The organism is Streptomyces sp. NPDC107528 (assembly GCF_055639295.1).
The window spans coordinates 941,270-955,467 of the sequence record NZ_JBVKAV010000002.1 but is presented as its reverse complement, the minus strand read 5'-3'; the positions used below and the strand labels follow the sequence as shown (position 1 = coordinate 955,467).

Annotated in this window: 11 protein-coding genes and 1 pseudogene; all 12 read right to left on the bottom strand. The window is 69.4% G+C overall.

The window, feature by feature from the left end; genetic code table 11:
- Positions 1–112: 112 nt before the first annotated feature.
- Complete coding sequence (locus tag ACZ7L5_RS09390; RefSeq protein ID WP_471515665.1) at positions 113–1,225, bottom strand: right-handed parallel beta-helix repeat-containing protein; 1,113 nt, start codon at positions 1,223–1,225, stop codon at positions 113–115.
- A gap of 89 nt (positions 1,226–1,314) precedes the next feature.
- Complete coding sequence (locus ACZ7L5_RS09385; protein WP_471515663.1) at positions 1,315–2,475, bottom strand: pectinesterase family protein; 1,161 nt, start codon at positions 2,473–2,475, stop codon at positions 1,315–1,317.
- Between the two features lie 110 nt (positions 2,476–2,585).
- Positions 2,586–3,896 carry a pectate lyase family protein gene (locus ACZ7L5_RS09380; RefSeq protein WP_471515661.1) on the bottom strand — a complete coding sequence of 437 codons (1,311 nt, stop codon included), beginning with the start codon at positions 3,894–3,896 and terminating at the stop codon, positions 2,586–2,588.
- A 30-nt stretch (positions 3,897–3,926) separates the two neighbouring features.
- Positions 3,927–4,724 (bottom strand): rhamnogalacturonan acetylesterase, encoded by a 798-nt coding sequence (locus ACZ7L5_RS09375; protein ID WP_471515659.1) that lies wholly within the window; start codon positions 4,722–4,724, stop codon positions 3,927–3,929.
- A gap of 107 nt (positions 4,725–4,831) precedes the next feature.
- Positions 4,832–6,181: an ABC transporter substrate-binding protein gene (locus ACZ7L5_RS09370; RefSeq protein WP_471515657.1), complete on the bottom strand. Its 1,350-nt coding sequence runs from the start codon at positions 6,179–6,181 to the stop codon at positions 4,832–4,834.
- A 131-nt stretch (positions 6,182–6,312) separates the two neighbouring features.
- Positions 6,313–7,371, bottom strand: a pseudogene (locus ACZ7L5_RS09365) (pectate lyase family protein); the annotation flags it as partial.
- Positions 7,372–7,414: 43 nt separating this feature from the next.
- Positions 7,415–8,923: a glycoside hydrolase family 43 protein gene (locus ACZ7L5_RS09360; RefSeq protein ID WP_471515655.1), complete on the bottom strand. Its 1,509-nt coding sequence runs from the start codon at positions 8,921–8,923 to the stop codon at positions 7,415–7,417.
- The gene (locus tag ACZ7L5_RS09355) at positions 8,920–9,765 is read right to left on the bottom strand and encodes a DUF6807 domain-containing protein (protein ID WP_471515653.1); all 846 of its coding nucleotides are present in this window, start codon (positions 9,763–9,765) and stop codon (positions 8,920–8,922) included. Before ACZ7L5_RS09355 ends, ACZ7L5_RS09360 begins: the two co-directional genes overlap by 4 nt.
- Positions 9,765–10,934, bottom strand: a complete 1,170-nt coding sequence (locus ACZ7L5_RS09350) for a Gfo/Idh/MocA family protein (RefSeq protein ID WP_471515651.1) — start codon at positions 10,932–10,934, stop codon at positions 9,765–9,767. Before ACZ7L5_RS09350 ends, ACZ7L5_RS09355 begins: the two co-directional genes overlap by 1 nt.
- Positions 10,931–12,301, bottom strand: coding sequence for a pectate lyase family protein (locus tag ACZ7L5_RS09345; RefSeq protein ID WP_471515649.1), 1,371 nt, complete (start codon positions 12,299–12,301; stop codon positions 10,931–10,933). Before ACZ7L5_RS09345 ends, ACZ7L5_RS09350 begins: the two co-directional genes overlap by 4 nt.
- The gene (locus ACZ7L5_RS09340; protein ID WP_471515647.1) at positions 12,298–13,194 is read right to left on the bottom strand and encodes a carbohydrate ABC transporter permease; all 897 of its coding nucleotides are present in this window, start codon (positions 13,192–13,194) and stop codon (positions 12,298–12,300) included. Before ACZ7L5_RS09340 ends, ACZ7L5_RS09345 begins: the two co-directional genes overlap by 4 nt.
- On the bottom strand, positions 13,191–14,126 hold the full coding sequence (locus ACZ7L5_RS09335) for a carbohydrate ABC transporter permease (protein ID WP_362378514.1): 936 nt from the start codon (positions 14,124–14,126) through the stop codon (positions 13,191–13,193). The genes ACZ7L5_RS09340 and ACZ7L5_RS09335 overlap by 4 nt, the downstream gene beginning before the upstream one ends.
- Between the last annotated feature and the right edge of the window lie 72 nt (positions 14,127–14,198).

The window sequence follows — 14,198 nt, the reverse complement described above, 5'->3', positions numbered from 1 at the left end:
CTCTCCTCCTCACGCTGATCTACGGCCCATCGGGCACGGCCGACTCAGGAGCACCACCCGTGAAGCCTGCGACCAATTACGACTAAAGGCATCGGGCCGGTCAGGCGCTAGCTCAGTCCATCGTCGCGCCGATGGTGGTGCTGCCCGTGGTCAGGAACGTGGTCGGGGGCAGCGCGCCGCCCGACTGGCGGGCGTCGTAGGCGCCGGAGGCGTCCGTCGAGCGGAAAGCGGGAGTGGCGATTCCGGAGTCCCAGTTGTTGCCGGACGAGACCACCGGGCCACCCTTGTTGACCGAGCCGCCGCCGTTGCTCACGGCGAGGTTCTTGCCGAGCCTGGCCGCGCCGGTGGCGAAGTAGTAGCCCCACTTGGCGTTGGCGTAGGCGGTGGTGCGGTTGATGACGACGGCGCCCTTGTTGCTGTTCTCGGTGAAGCCGTTGCCGGCGTTGCCCCAGGCGGCCGAGTTGTTGACGACGTGCGCGACGACCTCGCCGTCCCCGCCGAGCTTGTAGCCGTTGCCGTCGCCCGCGAACGCCGGGTCGGACCAGCGGTTGACGCCGTTGCCGAAGGCCCAGGTGTGCTCGACGGTGACCGCAGAGGAGAAGGACCAGAAGTCGAGACCGTCGTCGGAGTTGTTGTAGAGGCGGGCTCCGGTGATCAGGTTCCCGGTGCCGGAGCCGAACTTGACCGCGATGCCGTCGGCGTTCTCGCCGTGGTTGGCCGCGTCGTAGTGGCCGTAGGAGTCGATGTTGCGGACGGTGTTGTCGACCGTGCCGTCGCCGGTGAGGGTGAAGCCGGAGTCGCCGCCGTTGATGGTCTTGATGTTGTTCCAGCTGGTACCTGCGCAGGACTGGCAGACGACGGCGCTGTCCGGGGAGTTCTGGAAGGTGATGCCCGAGACGTTCCAGTAGTCCGCGGTCAGCTTGAGGATCCAGTCGCCGTCCGGGAGGTTCGACCCGTCGATCTTCACGGTCTCCGAGCCGTACGCGGTGAACGTGACCGGCGCGGACGAGGTGCCGTTGGCTGTGGACTGGAGGGTGGCCGTCGGGTAGTAGGTGCCGCCTCGGACCTGGATGACGGTGCCGGCGGTGGCGTTCTTGAGGGCGTTGGACAGGTCGGTGGAGTTGCTGACGACCACGGTGGCGGCCTGCGCCTGGGCGGGGAGGACGGCGAGTCCGGCGCCCAGGGTGAGGGCCGACAGGGTGGCGAGAGCGGTACGACGAGACATGGAGTGCGGTCCTTTCGTCGTGCGGTGCGGGGATGGGCAGGGGACGCTCACAGTTCGGAGGCGGGCCGGGCGGCAAAGCCCGGCGCGCCTCAGGCGTACGGCCTCCAGTCACCGAGATACGTCCGCCTGGTGTGCCCCGCGGCTTGCCCGGCGGTCAGTTGAGGTCGGTTCTCCGACACCGGAATCGCCGCGCCGGGACCGGAGTTGCGGTACTCGGCGAAGCGCTGGTCCTGCCACGGGAAGCCGTTCGACATGTTCGTGTAGGGCGCGACCGCGTCGATGCCGGGGCCGAGGTGGGTGTCCCGGACGACCAGGCTGGGGCGGGCGGTGGTGTCGGAGCTGGGCACCCAGGGACGGGCGAGCTTGTAGTAGGCGTCCGGGGCCTCGCTGGTGATGCGGCTCCGGGTGACCAGGTAGCCACGCGGGTTGGCGCCCGCTGTCGAGGGGGCGAAGACGAAGCCGTACGGGCCCGAGGAGAGGTCGGTCCGGGTCAGGGTCCGGAAGTGACAGTGCTCGTAGACGGCCGTGGCCCGCCCGAAGACGAAGTCGACGTCGCCCTCGACGTAGCAGTGCGAGAAGTACTGTCGGGCGAAGACGCCGAGGGCGATCGAGTCGGCGTACAGGGTGTCCTGGTGGCCGAGGAACCGGCAGTGGTGGAACGCGGACCGGTCGCCCTGCACCTTGATGGCGACGGCCTGGGTGCCGCTGATGCCGGGGTGGTCGGCGCGCAGCCAGTCGTTGGCGAAGGTGAGGTCATGGGCGGTGAAGCCGTCGGCCTGGACGAGGGTGGTGGCGGAGCCGGTGGTGCCGTAGGTGCCGCCGCCGGGCCTGGGGGTGCCGGCGGCGTTGTCGTACACGATGACGACGTCACGCGGGTCGCCACTGGCGCCCAGCCAGGTCATCCCCGTCCGGGTCACGTCCACGACGGCGGTCTCCCGGTACGTCCCCGGCGCGATGACCAGGGTCCAGCCGCTGCCTCCCCGAGTGCCGAGAGCCTGGGTGGTACCCCCGGCCGCGGTCACGGCGGCCTGCAGGGAGGTGAAGTCGCCCTGTCCAAAGGGGTGGACGTACAGGGTCTGCGGGGTCAGGCGGGCGGCCGGCGAACCGTAGCGGCCGAAGGGGCGGGGCGGCCTGGAGTCACCGGCGGCCCGGGCGGGGGCCGGCGCGAAGGCGAGCGCGGTTGCGGCGCCGGTACTCGCGAGCAGAAATCCCCTTCTGGACAAGGGGAGTTGGAGGTGGGGCGAGGGCATGCGAGTGCTCCTTGGGAGTGCGGCTCTTCAGGGGTGCGGGTGCGGTACTTCCTCGCGTGGGGGCCGTCGGGACGGGGTGGCGGGCCCCGGCCCGGGTCGGGGCGCGGGGGTCAGCGCAGCTTGCCGGCGCCCGCGCAGCGGTCGACGATGCCCGGCACCGCCCTGGGGTTGTCGACCTTCGTCCGTAGGGTTGGCGTCCATCCGGCCCCGGACTGGAGGGTCTCGCCGGGGATCTCGGCGTTGTGGACGGCGATGAGGTCCGTCAGCTTCCCGTTGACGTAGTTGTTCTCCGCTGTGAGCGGCGCCTCGTTCCACTTCTTCAGCGCCTTGCCGACGCTGACGCCGGGCGCCAGCGAAAGGGCGTTGTGCGTGGCATACAACTGCGAGGAGGCGCCGATGCCGAAGACGTACGCGTAGTTCTGGTCTCCGGTGACGACGAAGTGGTTGTTGTACGAGTCGACCTGCCCGAACCGCACCCGGGGCGCCCGCTCGACGATCCTCTCGAAGCGGTTGTGGTGCAGGGTGACCTTGAGCTTGTCCGTGTCGGTGGAACCCGCGCTGTCGCTGTTGCCGATCAGCATGGTCTTGTCGTGATCTGCGAACGAATTCCAGGACACGGTCACATGGTTGGCGCCGCGCACGATGTCGAGGAGCCCGTCGTGCTGCTGGTAGACCTTGCCGAAGTACGACGGCAGGGTGCTGTCCGGGTAGCGGCCGTCGGTGAGCGTGTTGTGGTCGATCCACACATGGGTGGAGCCGTACACCACCACGCCGTCGTACTCGGAGTTCCAGGCGCCGGTCTTGTTGTCGTCGGTCGGGTCCCACTGCGGGAAGCAGTCGACGGGGGCCTCGATGGTGAGGTTGCGGAGGATGACGTTGTCCACGCCCTTGATCTGGAGGCTGCCGCCGAGGATCCCGGAGCCCTTGCCGACCCCGACGATGGTGGTGTCGGCGGGGACGTTCGCCTTGATGGCCTGGTCCTGCCGGGCGGCGGACGCGGCGCGCAGCTCCTCCTGTTCCCCGCTTACGGGGTTGTCGTGTCCCCACACGGCGGGGTCGTAGTCGGCGAGGTACCGCTGGAGGTCGTACCCGTCCGCCGCGAAGGCGTCGCAGCCCTCCGACACGGCGTCGATCATGCCCTTGACCTTGATGACCTTCGGCGCGCTACCGCCGTCGGCGAGCGCCTGGCGGAACTCCGCCCAGGTGGTGACGGTGTGGACGTGCTCGGCATCGGCGGCCGACCCGCCGGTCGTCCCCGCCCCCGCGGAGCCCCAGCCGTCACCCGCGGCGAGGACCTGCCGGCCGAGGTCACGGGGTCCGGCTTGTGCCCCGGTGCCGGTGAGACCGAGGACGAGGGCCGTGCAGCCGATCAGAACGACTGCCCTTCTTGTGACATGCCCATGCCATATCTGTGCGTTCATTGTATGGCTCTCTCTTCTGCTGGGGTTGGGTCAAGCGACGGAGGCGTCCGGCCAGGTGATCCAGGACTCCGGGATCTCCTCGCCGAGCCGGCGCACGTCCTGCGGGCCGAGCACCCGCGTACGCAGTAGCTCCCGCACCACGAGACGCGCCACGACGATCGCGCCCGGGGGGTTGAAGTGCGTGTTGTCCTGCTCGGTGGCGGTCCAGTTGAAGTACGTCTTGGTCCCCTCGGCCCCGAGCCGCTGCCACAGCGCGAGGGACAGGGCCTGGATGTCGAGCAGCGCGACCCGCTCCTGCCGGGCCAGCGCGCGCATCGCCGCCGGATAGTCGCCGTGGGTCGGCAAAGCGTTGCCGTCGCCGTCGAACCTGCGGCGCTCGACAGGGGTGGCGAGAACCGGACGGGCACCACGGGCACGCGCACCGTCGGTGTAGCGGCGCAGGTAGTCCTGGTAGGTGGTCCAGGGCTCGGTGTACCGGGTGGGGTCGGTGGCCTTCTCGTCGTTGTGCGCGAACTGGACGAGCAGGAAGTCTCCGGGCCGGACGGCGGCGAGGACGACATCCAACCGCCCTTCGTCGACGAAGCTCTTGGAACTGCGCCCGTTCACCGCGTGGTTGGAAACGAGCAGGTTCCTGCGCAGGAAGAAGGGGAGCGCCATGCCCCACCCGGTCTCGGGGACGGCGTCGGCGTATTTCTGGGCGGCGGTGGAATCACCGGCGATGTGGAGGGTGCGATGGCGCTGCGCCGCTCGGGCGCCACCGGTGCCCGCGAGGGCGAGAGGAACAGCGGCAACGGCCGCGGAACCGACCTGTCTGCGCGTAAGAGACACAGGGGTGCCTTTCAGCAGGGGCGAGTTGTCCCACCCAGGGGCGCGGGGAACTGCGCGACCAGCCACACACAACCCGCAGCCGGCCGCGCACAGAAGCAACCGAGCTCTCAGCCGTTCCGTTCGTTCCACTCGGCCTGAGCGTCGTTCAGCTGACCAGCCACCGTGTCCAGGAACTCCTTGGCGCTCATGTCCCCGTTCAGCACCTTCTGGAAGTTGGGCTCGTTGTCGGCCTTCGAAATGGTGTTCCAGTCGGGCAGGTAGTACGGCAACTGCACAATCGTCGTCGACCCGTCCGTCAACGCCGCGGCAGCCAGTTTCGTCGGCTCGGCCTCGGAAATCCACGCGTCCTTCGCGGCGTCGTTGTTCGACGGCACCTGCCCGGCCGCCTTGTTGAACTTCGAGTTCTCGTCGTGCGACGTGGCGAACTCGATGAACTTCCAGGCGGCTTCCTTGTTCTTGGAGCTTTTGAACAGCCCCATCCCGTCAACAGGGTTGGACACCTGGACCCGCTTGCCTGTGGAGCCCACCGGCTGCGGAATCCCCCGGAACTTGTCCGTGCCGAGGGCTTTCACATGGTCCTGGTACGACCCGAGGTTGTGGTTCAGCATCCCGATCGTGCCGGAATCCCACTGGGCGACCATCTTGGTGAAGTCGTTGTTGAGGTCGGCGGCCGGCGTGACCTTCTTGAAGAGCGCGGCGTATTTCTCCAACGCGGCCACGTTCTTGGGGTCGTTGACGGTCGTCTTCGCACCGCTCGCGTCCCAGAAGGACGTGATCCCGGACTGCCCGTACATGGCGTCCAGCGCCTGCGCGATGGAGCCGGCGCCGCCACGGATGGTGTACCCGAACTCGTTCTTCCCGGCGTCGGTCAGCTTCTCCGCGGCCTCGAAGAACTTGTCCCAGGTCGCCGGCTCGTCCAGAGAGGCCTTCTTGAACAGGTCGGTGCGGTAGTACAGCACACCGTTGTTGGCGGAGGTCGGCACCGAGTACAGCTTGCCGTCACCGCCCCCCGCGGCCTTCAGCGAAGCGACCATGTCCTCATTGAGCTTCCCGTTCAGCGAGGACTTGGCTAGCCGGTCGTCCAGCGGGTCCAGCGCGCCCTGCGCGGCGAATCCGGCGAGCATCGCCGCGCCGACACCGCCGACGTCCGGCAGGCCGCCGCCCTGGAGTGCGGTGTCCACCTTGGACTGGTAGTCGGTGGACGGGATCCCGACGTACTCGACCTCGATGTCCGGGTTGGCCTTCTCGAAGTCGGCGATGATCTCCTTCCAGATGTCGGTGCGGACACCGCCGTTGTTGTCCCAGAAGACGATCTTTCCGGTGCCGCTGCCCTCGGCGCCCTTGTCACCGCCCGCACTGCTCCCGTCGTCACCGCAGGCGGTGGCGGTCAGGGCGAGGACGGAGCCCAGAGCGACGGCCACGGCGGCGCGCCTGCTTCTGCGAATGCTGATCTTCATTGGTCGGCTCTCTTCTTCTGGATCAGACGGAGATAGGGAGGTGTGGGGGTCTTCGAGGCGCGAGCGCGAACCGCCGCAGGACTCAGCGCCGGGGCGCGCGGCGCTCAGCCATCGGCACCCGTGAGGTGGTCGATCCCCTGCTGCGGCCCGGAGAACCGCGTCACCAGCGCCGGCACGGCGGCAGCCGGGTCCAGTCGGTAGTCGTAGAAGTCCCGCGGATCGAAGGCGGCACCCCACTCGTCGTGCCGGCCGGTCGTATTCCTGAGGATCGACCCGCGTTGCACCAGCTCCGCGGTGGTGTCGGCCTGGTAGGGGTGCTGGACGTCGCGGTAGTAGCTGTTCTCGATGACCATCTTGGTCCGGCCCCGCGACCAGTTGCCGTACGTCCACACCGGGTCGCCGGGATCCGTCTGCGCGGTCAGGTAGTTGTTGTACAGGTGCGCGTAGGCGGCGTTGTCCACGGACGGGTTGCGCTGCTTGGTGTCGGCGAACCAGTTGTGGTCGATCGTGATCTGCGTCTTGACTTCGGTCGTCCAACCGAGCCCGAACGTCTTGTTGTTGTTCTCGAACCGGTTGTAGGAGACGGTCACGTATTCGCTGTCCTTGCGCACGTCCAACTGGCCGTCGCAGATGTTCGAGAAGCGGTTGTGGTCGACCCACACGTGGTGGACGGTGTCCATCTGGATGCCGTCGAAGTCGGTGTCCTTGCAGTCCCAGTTGCCCTCGATCGCCGAGTCGCGGATCGCCAGATTGCGGATGATCACGTTGTGCGTGCCGGGTTCGAGATGGAACTCGCCCTGCACCAGCTCCCCGCTCGTGCCGACGCCGACGATGGTCTTGTCCGAGGCGACGGTGATGTTCGCGCCGAAGGGCCGCGCGGTGATGGCGCCCCGGACCCGGATGACGTACGGCTCCTGCGCCGCCGCGTACTTGGCCAGGGAGGTCTGGTCGGTGACGGTGACGACCTTGCCGCCCGCGCCACCGGTCGTGCCCCCGGCGAGGGAGGCGAAGCCGTGCGGTCGGTCGGTCCAGCGAGCGGCGGAGGCCGAAGTCGCCGTCGGACCAGCGGCCTTCGCCTCCCCGATCGTCCCGAGGCTCAGCGCGGCGACAAGGCTCAGCACGGCGGCCAGGACCATGCCGTACCCCGGCCTCGGTCTCTGCAAGCGCTTGCTATCAAGGTGCTGCGTCATTGCGGCTCCCAACAGTGCTCAACAGGCTTACTGGTCAGGTGCGTTACGAGGGGTCGATCCTGAAGTGCGAGAAGGTTGCCGCTCCGGCGTGTCCCGGCCCGTCGGGCGCGAGGCCGAAGAGCCCGAGCAGGGCGCCGACCCAGCGCCAGGGGGTGGCGGCGAACACCGGTCCCGAAGGACGGGGGCCATCGCCGACGTCGTAGGAGAACCGACAGCGCGCCCCGGCCACGATCTCGATCCGCAGCCGCACGCGCCCCCGAGGGGCGAGCCGCGCGTGTCCGGCGTCCCGTTCCCGCTCCGCCACGGCCTCGGCGAACCGGTGCACGACATGAACCGCCCCGTCCGCGCCGCGCTGGAGCCCGATCCAGCAGAACGCGTCCCCCAGCACCGCGAGCCCCGCCCGCGCCCCCGGCTCCGCACTGTCCAGCCGCAGCTCGACCTCGACCGCGCACGGCATCCCGGGCAGCCGCTGGGTGAGGATGTGCGGCAGTCTGCGCAGATCATGAGCGTCGGCCGAGCGGACGCAGGTGAGTCGCAGGCCGTCGCCGGAGTGCTGGGTGGCCCAGCCGTCCCGGGGGTTGGCGGTCCACGACCACTGGCGGCCGAAGCGTCCGCCGGGGAAGTCGTCGTCGGTGGCGGGCGCGGCGGGCGGCTGTGGTGGCAGGTCGGGCCTGCGGTGTACGGCTACGGGCGCGCCATCGCGGCCGAGCACCGGCCAGCCGTCGGCACCCCAGCGCATCGGCTGGAGGTGGACGACCCTGCCGTAGGCGCCCTGCTGCTGGAAGTGCAGGAACCAGTCCTCCCCCGACGGGGTGCGTACCCAGCCGCCCTGGTGCGGTCCGTTGACGTGGGTGTCCTGCTGTTCCAGGACGATCTTCTCCTCGTACGGCCCGAAGAACTCGCGTGACCGGAAGGCGCCCTGCCAGCCGGTCTCCACTCCACCGGCCGGGGCGAGGATCCAGTACCAGCCGTCGTGCTTGTAGAGCTTGGGGCCTTCGAGGGTGAACCAGCCGGGTATGCGGTCGCCGTCGACGATCAGCTTGCCGTCGTCGAGGAGTTCGGTGCCGTCGGGGTGCATCCGGTGGCCGGTGAGGCGGTTCTTGACACCGGAGCGGGACTTGGCCCAGGCGTGCACGAGGTAGGTCTCGCCGGTCTCGTCGTCCCAGAGGGGGCAGGGGTCGATCAGGCCCTTGCCCGCCTTCACCAGGTGCGGGCGGGTCCAGGGGCCGCGGATCTCGGGGGCGTTGACCTGGAAGATGCCCTGGTCGGGGTCGCCCCAGAAGATCCAGAAGCGGTCGTCGTGGTGGCGGAGGGACGGTGCCCAGACGCCGCAGTCGTGGCGCGGTGCGGTGAACTCCCCTGCCGGTTCCAGGCGTTCCAGGGCATGGCCGACCAGGGTCCAGTTGACGAGGTCGCGGGAGTGGAGGAGGGGCAGGCCCGGGGCGCGGCCGAAGCTGGAGGCGGTGAGGTAGAAGTCGTCGCCGACGCGGACGACGTCCGGGTCGGACCAGTCGGCGTTCAGGACGGGGTTCGTATAGGTCCCGGTCGTCACGGGCTCACCGCCTTGCGGACCAGCGATGCCGCTTCGAGCCGGCTGATGCGGCCGTCGGCGACCACGGTCACGATCCGGCGTACGGCGGTCTCGCCGGGTGGGATCGGGAGCCGTTCCCCGGCGGCGAGGGAGGAACCGACGCCGGGGTACTCCTGCGCGCGTACGAACCAGGGGTCCAGACGGGTCTGTTCGGTCGCCCCGGCGAAGACCAGGGTCCAGGTGGAGCCCGCCAGCGCCACCCAGGGGGCGCGGCTGCCGTGGATCTCCTGCTCGCCGTCGCGGTCGATGGTGAACACGTCCGGCGCCGAGGACTCCTTGCGGGCCCGCCAGAAGAAGCCGCCGTAGGCCGCGCCCGGACGCCCGTTGGTGGCGGGGCTGCCGACGGACAGCGGGCGGGGGGTGACGTTGGTCAGGGAGAACGTGAAGTCCAACGCCCAGGCGGATGCGGTGAGTTCGGTGGCCGCGACGGTACGGCGCTCGCGCAGGAGCTCGGCCCCTGCCGCCACCCAGCGCAGTTCCTCGACGAAGCCGTCGGGGTCGCGCAGCTGGAAGGCGGAGTGCCGCTGGGCGCCGTGGTTGTCCAGTTCGGTCGGGCCCCGGTCGCGGACGAAGGTGCGTCCGCCCCAGAAGTTGGCCCCCTCGACGTCGGGAACGGCGACGCCGACGCCGAGGTGGTGGGTGTGGTCGGCGGGACTCAGCTCGGTGACCGCCGTGCCGGTCAGGGTGGTGACGGGGTGCAGATACGGGCGCGGGGAGAGGCGGGCCGGCAGTTCGGGCCGGGTGACGTACCGGCCGACCGGGCGGCCCGCGACGCGCAGCACCGCGGTGTCATGGGGGGTCATCAGGTGCTCACCTCTTTCGTTCTCGCCGGGAGCGCCCAGGAAGCGCCCAGCTCGGAGTAGAGGGCGAGGGTGTCGGCGGCGGCCGCGACGAGACCGTCGATGCCGGGCACGACACGGCGCTGCTCGTCGGGGAGCAGCCGCCAGGCCTCGTCCGGCAGCGGGGCCGGGTCGGGGGCCAGTCGAATCGCTTCAACGACCTTCATGAAGGCGCCCGTCGCGTCGGGCGTGACCAGCAGGTCGGTGCCGTCGGTGACGTGGTCGGCGAGGTTCTCCAGCAGGTCCGTACGGCCGTACTCGTACTCCTCGGGGCCGTGGCCGGCACGCTGGAGCAGGACACGGTCCTGCTTGTACCAGAAGGTGATCCGGCCCTGGTCGCCGTGGACGACGACGTACGGCTCGTCGGGGTCCTCGGCGCACAGCGTTGCGCCGACGACGACCGGGCGGTGCTGTGCCGTGGTGACGCGGACGCAGGAGGTGTCGTCGGACTCGATGTCGTTGGCGCGCAGCAGCTCGGTCTCGATGGCGGTGACGTCCTCGGCGCGCACCGTCCCGCCCAGTGCGAGGGCGGTGGCGACGGCGTGCGCGAGAGGGTTGGTGAGCACGCCGTCGATGACGTCGACGCCGTTCAGGCGCCGCTTGCCCGCCCAGGGCGCCCGCCGGTAGTACGCCTCGGGGCGCGCCCAGGCACCGGCCCCGCCGATACCGGCGATCGCGCCGATCGCGCCCTCGGCCATCAGCGTCCGGATCGCCGGCACCGCGTGCGAGCCAAGCGACTGGAAGCCGATCTGGCAGGCGACGCCGGCCTCGGCCACCCCGTCGGCCATGCGCCGGAACTCGGCGTACGACGGGGCCGGCGGCTTCTCCAGCAGGATGTGCACGCCACGCCGGGCCGCCGTCAGGGCGAGGTCGGTGTGGGTCGGGATCGGCGTGCAGATCACCGCGATCCGGGCGCCGGTGGAGTCGAGGAGGGCGCCGAAGTCGGCGGACTGCGCGGGCGCGCCCGAGGCTGTGACGAGGCCCTCGGGGAGCTCCTCCTCGCTCAGCGGGGTCAGCTCGCAGATCCCCGCCAGCCGCACGATCCCCTTGTCCTGGAGCCGGCGGATGTTGTCCAGGTGCCAGCGGCCGTGGCCGCGCGCGCCCGCCAGCACGATGGGTACGGCAGTGCTCATGGGATCCTCCCTGCGCCCGCGCCGCGTGCCACCGCTCGGTCGGCCGTGGCGGCGCTGTCGATCTTTGTGTGCAGGGTAGGTGTCCAGCCGACGTCGGCCGTGAGGTCACGCTCGCTGCCGGAGTTGTAGGCGTTGTGGATGGAGAGCAGGTCCACCGGATAGCCTCCCTCAGACTCCGTCCGGGGGGACCCCCAGAGGGTGCCGGACTGGTGCAGGGCGGTGCCGTTCCAGCTCTTGTCCAGGTCGGCGACCTCGATGCGGCCGGGCGTGTGGAAGGTGTTGTTCTCGGCGTGGATCGCCGACTCGGTCGCCACTCCGACGGAGTAGCGGTAGTCGTGGGCGTCGGCCGGGACGACGTACCGGTTGTTGTAGAGGTGCACCTGCCCGAAGCGGACGCGCGGGGCACGCTGGACGACGGACTCGAACCCGTTGTGGTGGAGGGTGATCCGGAGCTTGCCGCGGTCTGCGGTGGCCGTGTCGCCGTTGCCGTTGCCGTTGCCGTTGCCGTTGCCGTTGCCGTTGCCGTTGCCGTTGCCGTTGCCGTTGCCGTTGCCGATGAGGATCGCCCTGTCGTGGTCGGTGAACCGGCTCCAGGAGACGGTGACCAGGTCGGAGGCGTTGGTGATGTCGAGCAGGCCGTCGTGGCGGAGGTAGTTGCGGCCGAAGTAGGTGGGTTCCAGCTCGTCCGGGTGGCCCTTGTCGCTGAGGGTCACATGGGTGGCGCCGCGCAGCCAGATGTTGTCGTACGCCGTCTTCCAGTCGCCGAGTCCGCCTGTGTTGGGCTGCCACACGGGGAAGCAGTCGTAGGCGTCGCGGAGTTCGAGGTTGCGGACGATGACGTTGTTCGCGCCTTGAAGCGGGAGGCTCGCGCCCTTGAGGACAGCCGAGGAACCGAACCCGACGATGGTGGTGTTGGAGCCGACGGCCAGCTCGATCCGCTCGGCCTGCTTCGCCGCCGAGGCCTGCCGGGCCTCCTCCTGCGGACCGCTCGGCTTGGCGGAGCCCCAGGTGCGGGGGTCGTAGGCGGTCAGGTACGTGCTGGTGCCGTAGCCGTCGGTGGCGTAGTCGGCGCAGTCCAGGTGGTCGCCGTCGTCGTCGGTGTTGGCGTCGATGGTGCCGGCCACCCTGATGATCTTCGGGGTGGAGCTGCCGCCGTCCAGGGCGCGGACGAGCTCACTTCGGTTGCGAACGGTGAAGACGTGGGCGTCGTCGGCGGTGGACCCCCCCGTGGTACCACCGTCGGCCGCGGCCCAGCCGTCGTTCGGGGCGAGGGTGTCGCGGCTGATGTCGCGGACGTCGTCGGCGTGGGCCGGGACGCGGAGCAGCCCCAACAGGGCGGTCAGAGCGATGACCTGACGGAGTCTCATCCCTTCACCGCCCCCGCGCTGAATCCCGTGATCAGCCACTTCTGGATGAAGGCGAACACGATCACGACGGGCACGGCCGCGATGATGCCGCCCGCGGCCAGCGCGCCCAGGTCGACGCTGTCCGCGCCCATCAGGGTGTTGAGGCCGACCGGGATGGTCTGCTTGTCCTGGTTGTTGAGGAACATCAGAGCGAACAGGAAGTGGTTCCAGGAGTGCACGAAGGCGAAGGAGCCGACGGCGATCAGACCGGGCCGCAGCAGCGGCAGGACGACGATCCTGAAGGCCGTCATCCGGTTGCAGCCGTCGACCCAGGCGGCCTCCTCCAGGGAGTACGGCACGTTCCTGATGAAGTTGCTGATCAGGATCATCGACAGCGGCAGCTGGAACACCGTCTCCGCGATGATGACGCTGCCCAGCGAGTTGATCATCTGCAGCTCGGCGAAGATCTCGAACAGTGGCACCAGGAGCAGCGCGCCGGGCACGAACTGGGAGCAGAGCAGGGCCAGCATGAAAGCCCGCTTGATCGTGAAGTTGAAGCGCGCGAGCGCGTAGCCGCCGGCCAGCGCCACCAGGGTCGTCATCAGGAGGGTGACGACGCCGACCAGCACGCTGTTCTGGAAGTAGGTGCCGAAGCTCCGCTCCGTCCAGACCTTCTCGAAGTGGTCGAACGTGATCGGCCAGGGCACGAGCGAGGTCGAGCCGGCCGGGCGCAGGGAGAAGAGCAGGATCCAGTAGAAGGGGACCAGGGTGAAGACCAGGTAGATCGACAGCGGGAGGTAGATCTGCCAGCGCGGGACCTCGTCGTAGGTGCGGTGCTTCTTGCGCGGACGGGGCGGTTCGGGGGCGGCCGGCACGGGCGCCGGCGCGACCTGGGTGGCTTCCTTGACGCTCACTTGTCCTCACCTCCGAACTTGCTCAGCCGCAGATAGACCATCGAGCAGAAGAGCAGGATCACGAACGCGACGGTCGTCAGGGCCGACGCGTAGCCGAAGTTGTGCGCGTCGACGCTGGTGTTGGCGATGTGGAGCGGCAGGGTCGTGGTCACTCCCGCGGGGCCGCCGCCGGTCAGCGTGTACAGCAGGTCGACGTTGTTGAACTCCCACACCGCGCGCAGCAGCGTGGACAGGACGATCGCGTCCTTGAGGTGGGGCAGCGTGATGTGCCAGAACTGCTTGATCCGGCCGGCCCCGTCGACCTCGGCCGCCTCGTACAGGTCCTTCGAGACGGACTGGAGGTCGGCGAGGATGAGGATCGCGAAGAACGGCACCCCGCGCCACAGGTCGGCGACGATCGCCGCCGGGAACACGGTGGAGGTGTCCGACAGCCAGCTGGTGCCGTAGGAGCCGATGCCGACGTCGGCGAGGTAACGGGTGATGCCCGTCTGGGAGTTGTAGAGCAGCACCCAGATCGCCGAGGTCAGTACGCCGGAGACTGCCCACGGGGAGAAGACGAGCGCGCGGCCGAGCGCACGGCCCGCGAAGGTCTGGTTGACGATCAGCGCGAGCGCCAGCCCGAACAGCAGCTGCAGCCCGACCTCGACGAACACCCACTTGGCGCTGAAGACCAGCGTGTCCCAGAACAGCGGGTCCGCGGTGAAGGCGTGGACGAAGTTGTCGAAGCCCGTGAAGCCGTTCCGCCATGGCTTGGTGGGGTTGTACTCCTGCAGGCTGTAGTAGAAGACGCTGATCACCGGGTAGGCGATGAAGCCCAGCATGAGCAGGGCCGCCGGGGCGATCAGCAGATACGGGAGCCTGCGCGGGGTGGCGGAGGCACGGCGCCGCCGGGGTGGCGCGGGCGGTTTCGCCACGGCTGCGGCTTGGGCCATGACAGTTCTCCGTTCTCGTACGTCTTGCGTGCGACGCGCCGGAAGCGCTTTCCGATCATCGTTCGGGATCTC

What these genes read in the sequence shown, in the direction of transcription:
- ACZ7L5_RS09390 (WP_471515665.1), bottom strand. Translation starts at nt 1,225, where the DNA reads ATGTCTCGTCGTACCGCTCTCGCCACCCTGTCGGCCCTCACCCTGGGC.
- ACZ7L5_RS09385 (WP_471515663.1), bottom strand. Translation starts at nt 2,475, where the DNA reads ATGCCCTCGCCCCACCTCCAACTCCCCTTGTCCAGAAGGGGATTTCTG.
- ACZ7L5_RS09380 (WP_471515661.1), bottom strand. Translation starts at nt 3,896, where the DNA reads ATGAACGCACAGATATGGCATGGGCATGTCACAAGAAGGGCAGTCGTT.
- ACZ7L5_RS09370 (WP_471515657.1), bottom strand. Translation starts at nt 6,181, where the DNA reads ATGAAGATCAGCATTCGCAGAAGCAGGCGCGCCGCCGTGGCCGTCGCT.
- ACZ7L5_RS09355 (WP_471515653.1), bottom strand. Translation starts at nt 9,765, where the DNA reads ATGACCCCCCATGACACCGCGGTGCTGCGCGTCGCGGGCCGCCCGGTC.
- ACZ7L5_RS09350 (WP_471515651.1), bottom strand. Translation starts at nt 10,934, where the DNA reads ATGAGCACTGCCGTACCCATCGTGCTGGCGGGCGCGCGCGGCCACGGC.
- ACZ7L5_RS09345 (WP_471515649.1), bottom strand. Translation starts at nt 12,301, where the DNA reads ATGAGACTCCGTCAGGTCATCGCTCTGACCGCCCTGTTGGGGCTGCTC.
- ACZ7L5_RS09335 (WP_362378514.1), bottom strand. Translation starts at nt 14,126, where the DNA reads ATGGCCCAAGCCGCAGCCGTGGCGAAACCGCCCGCGCCACCCCGGCGG.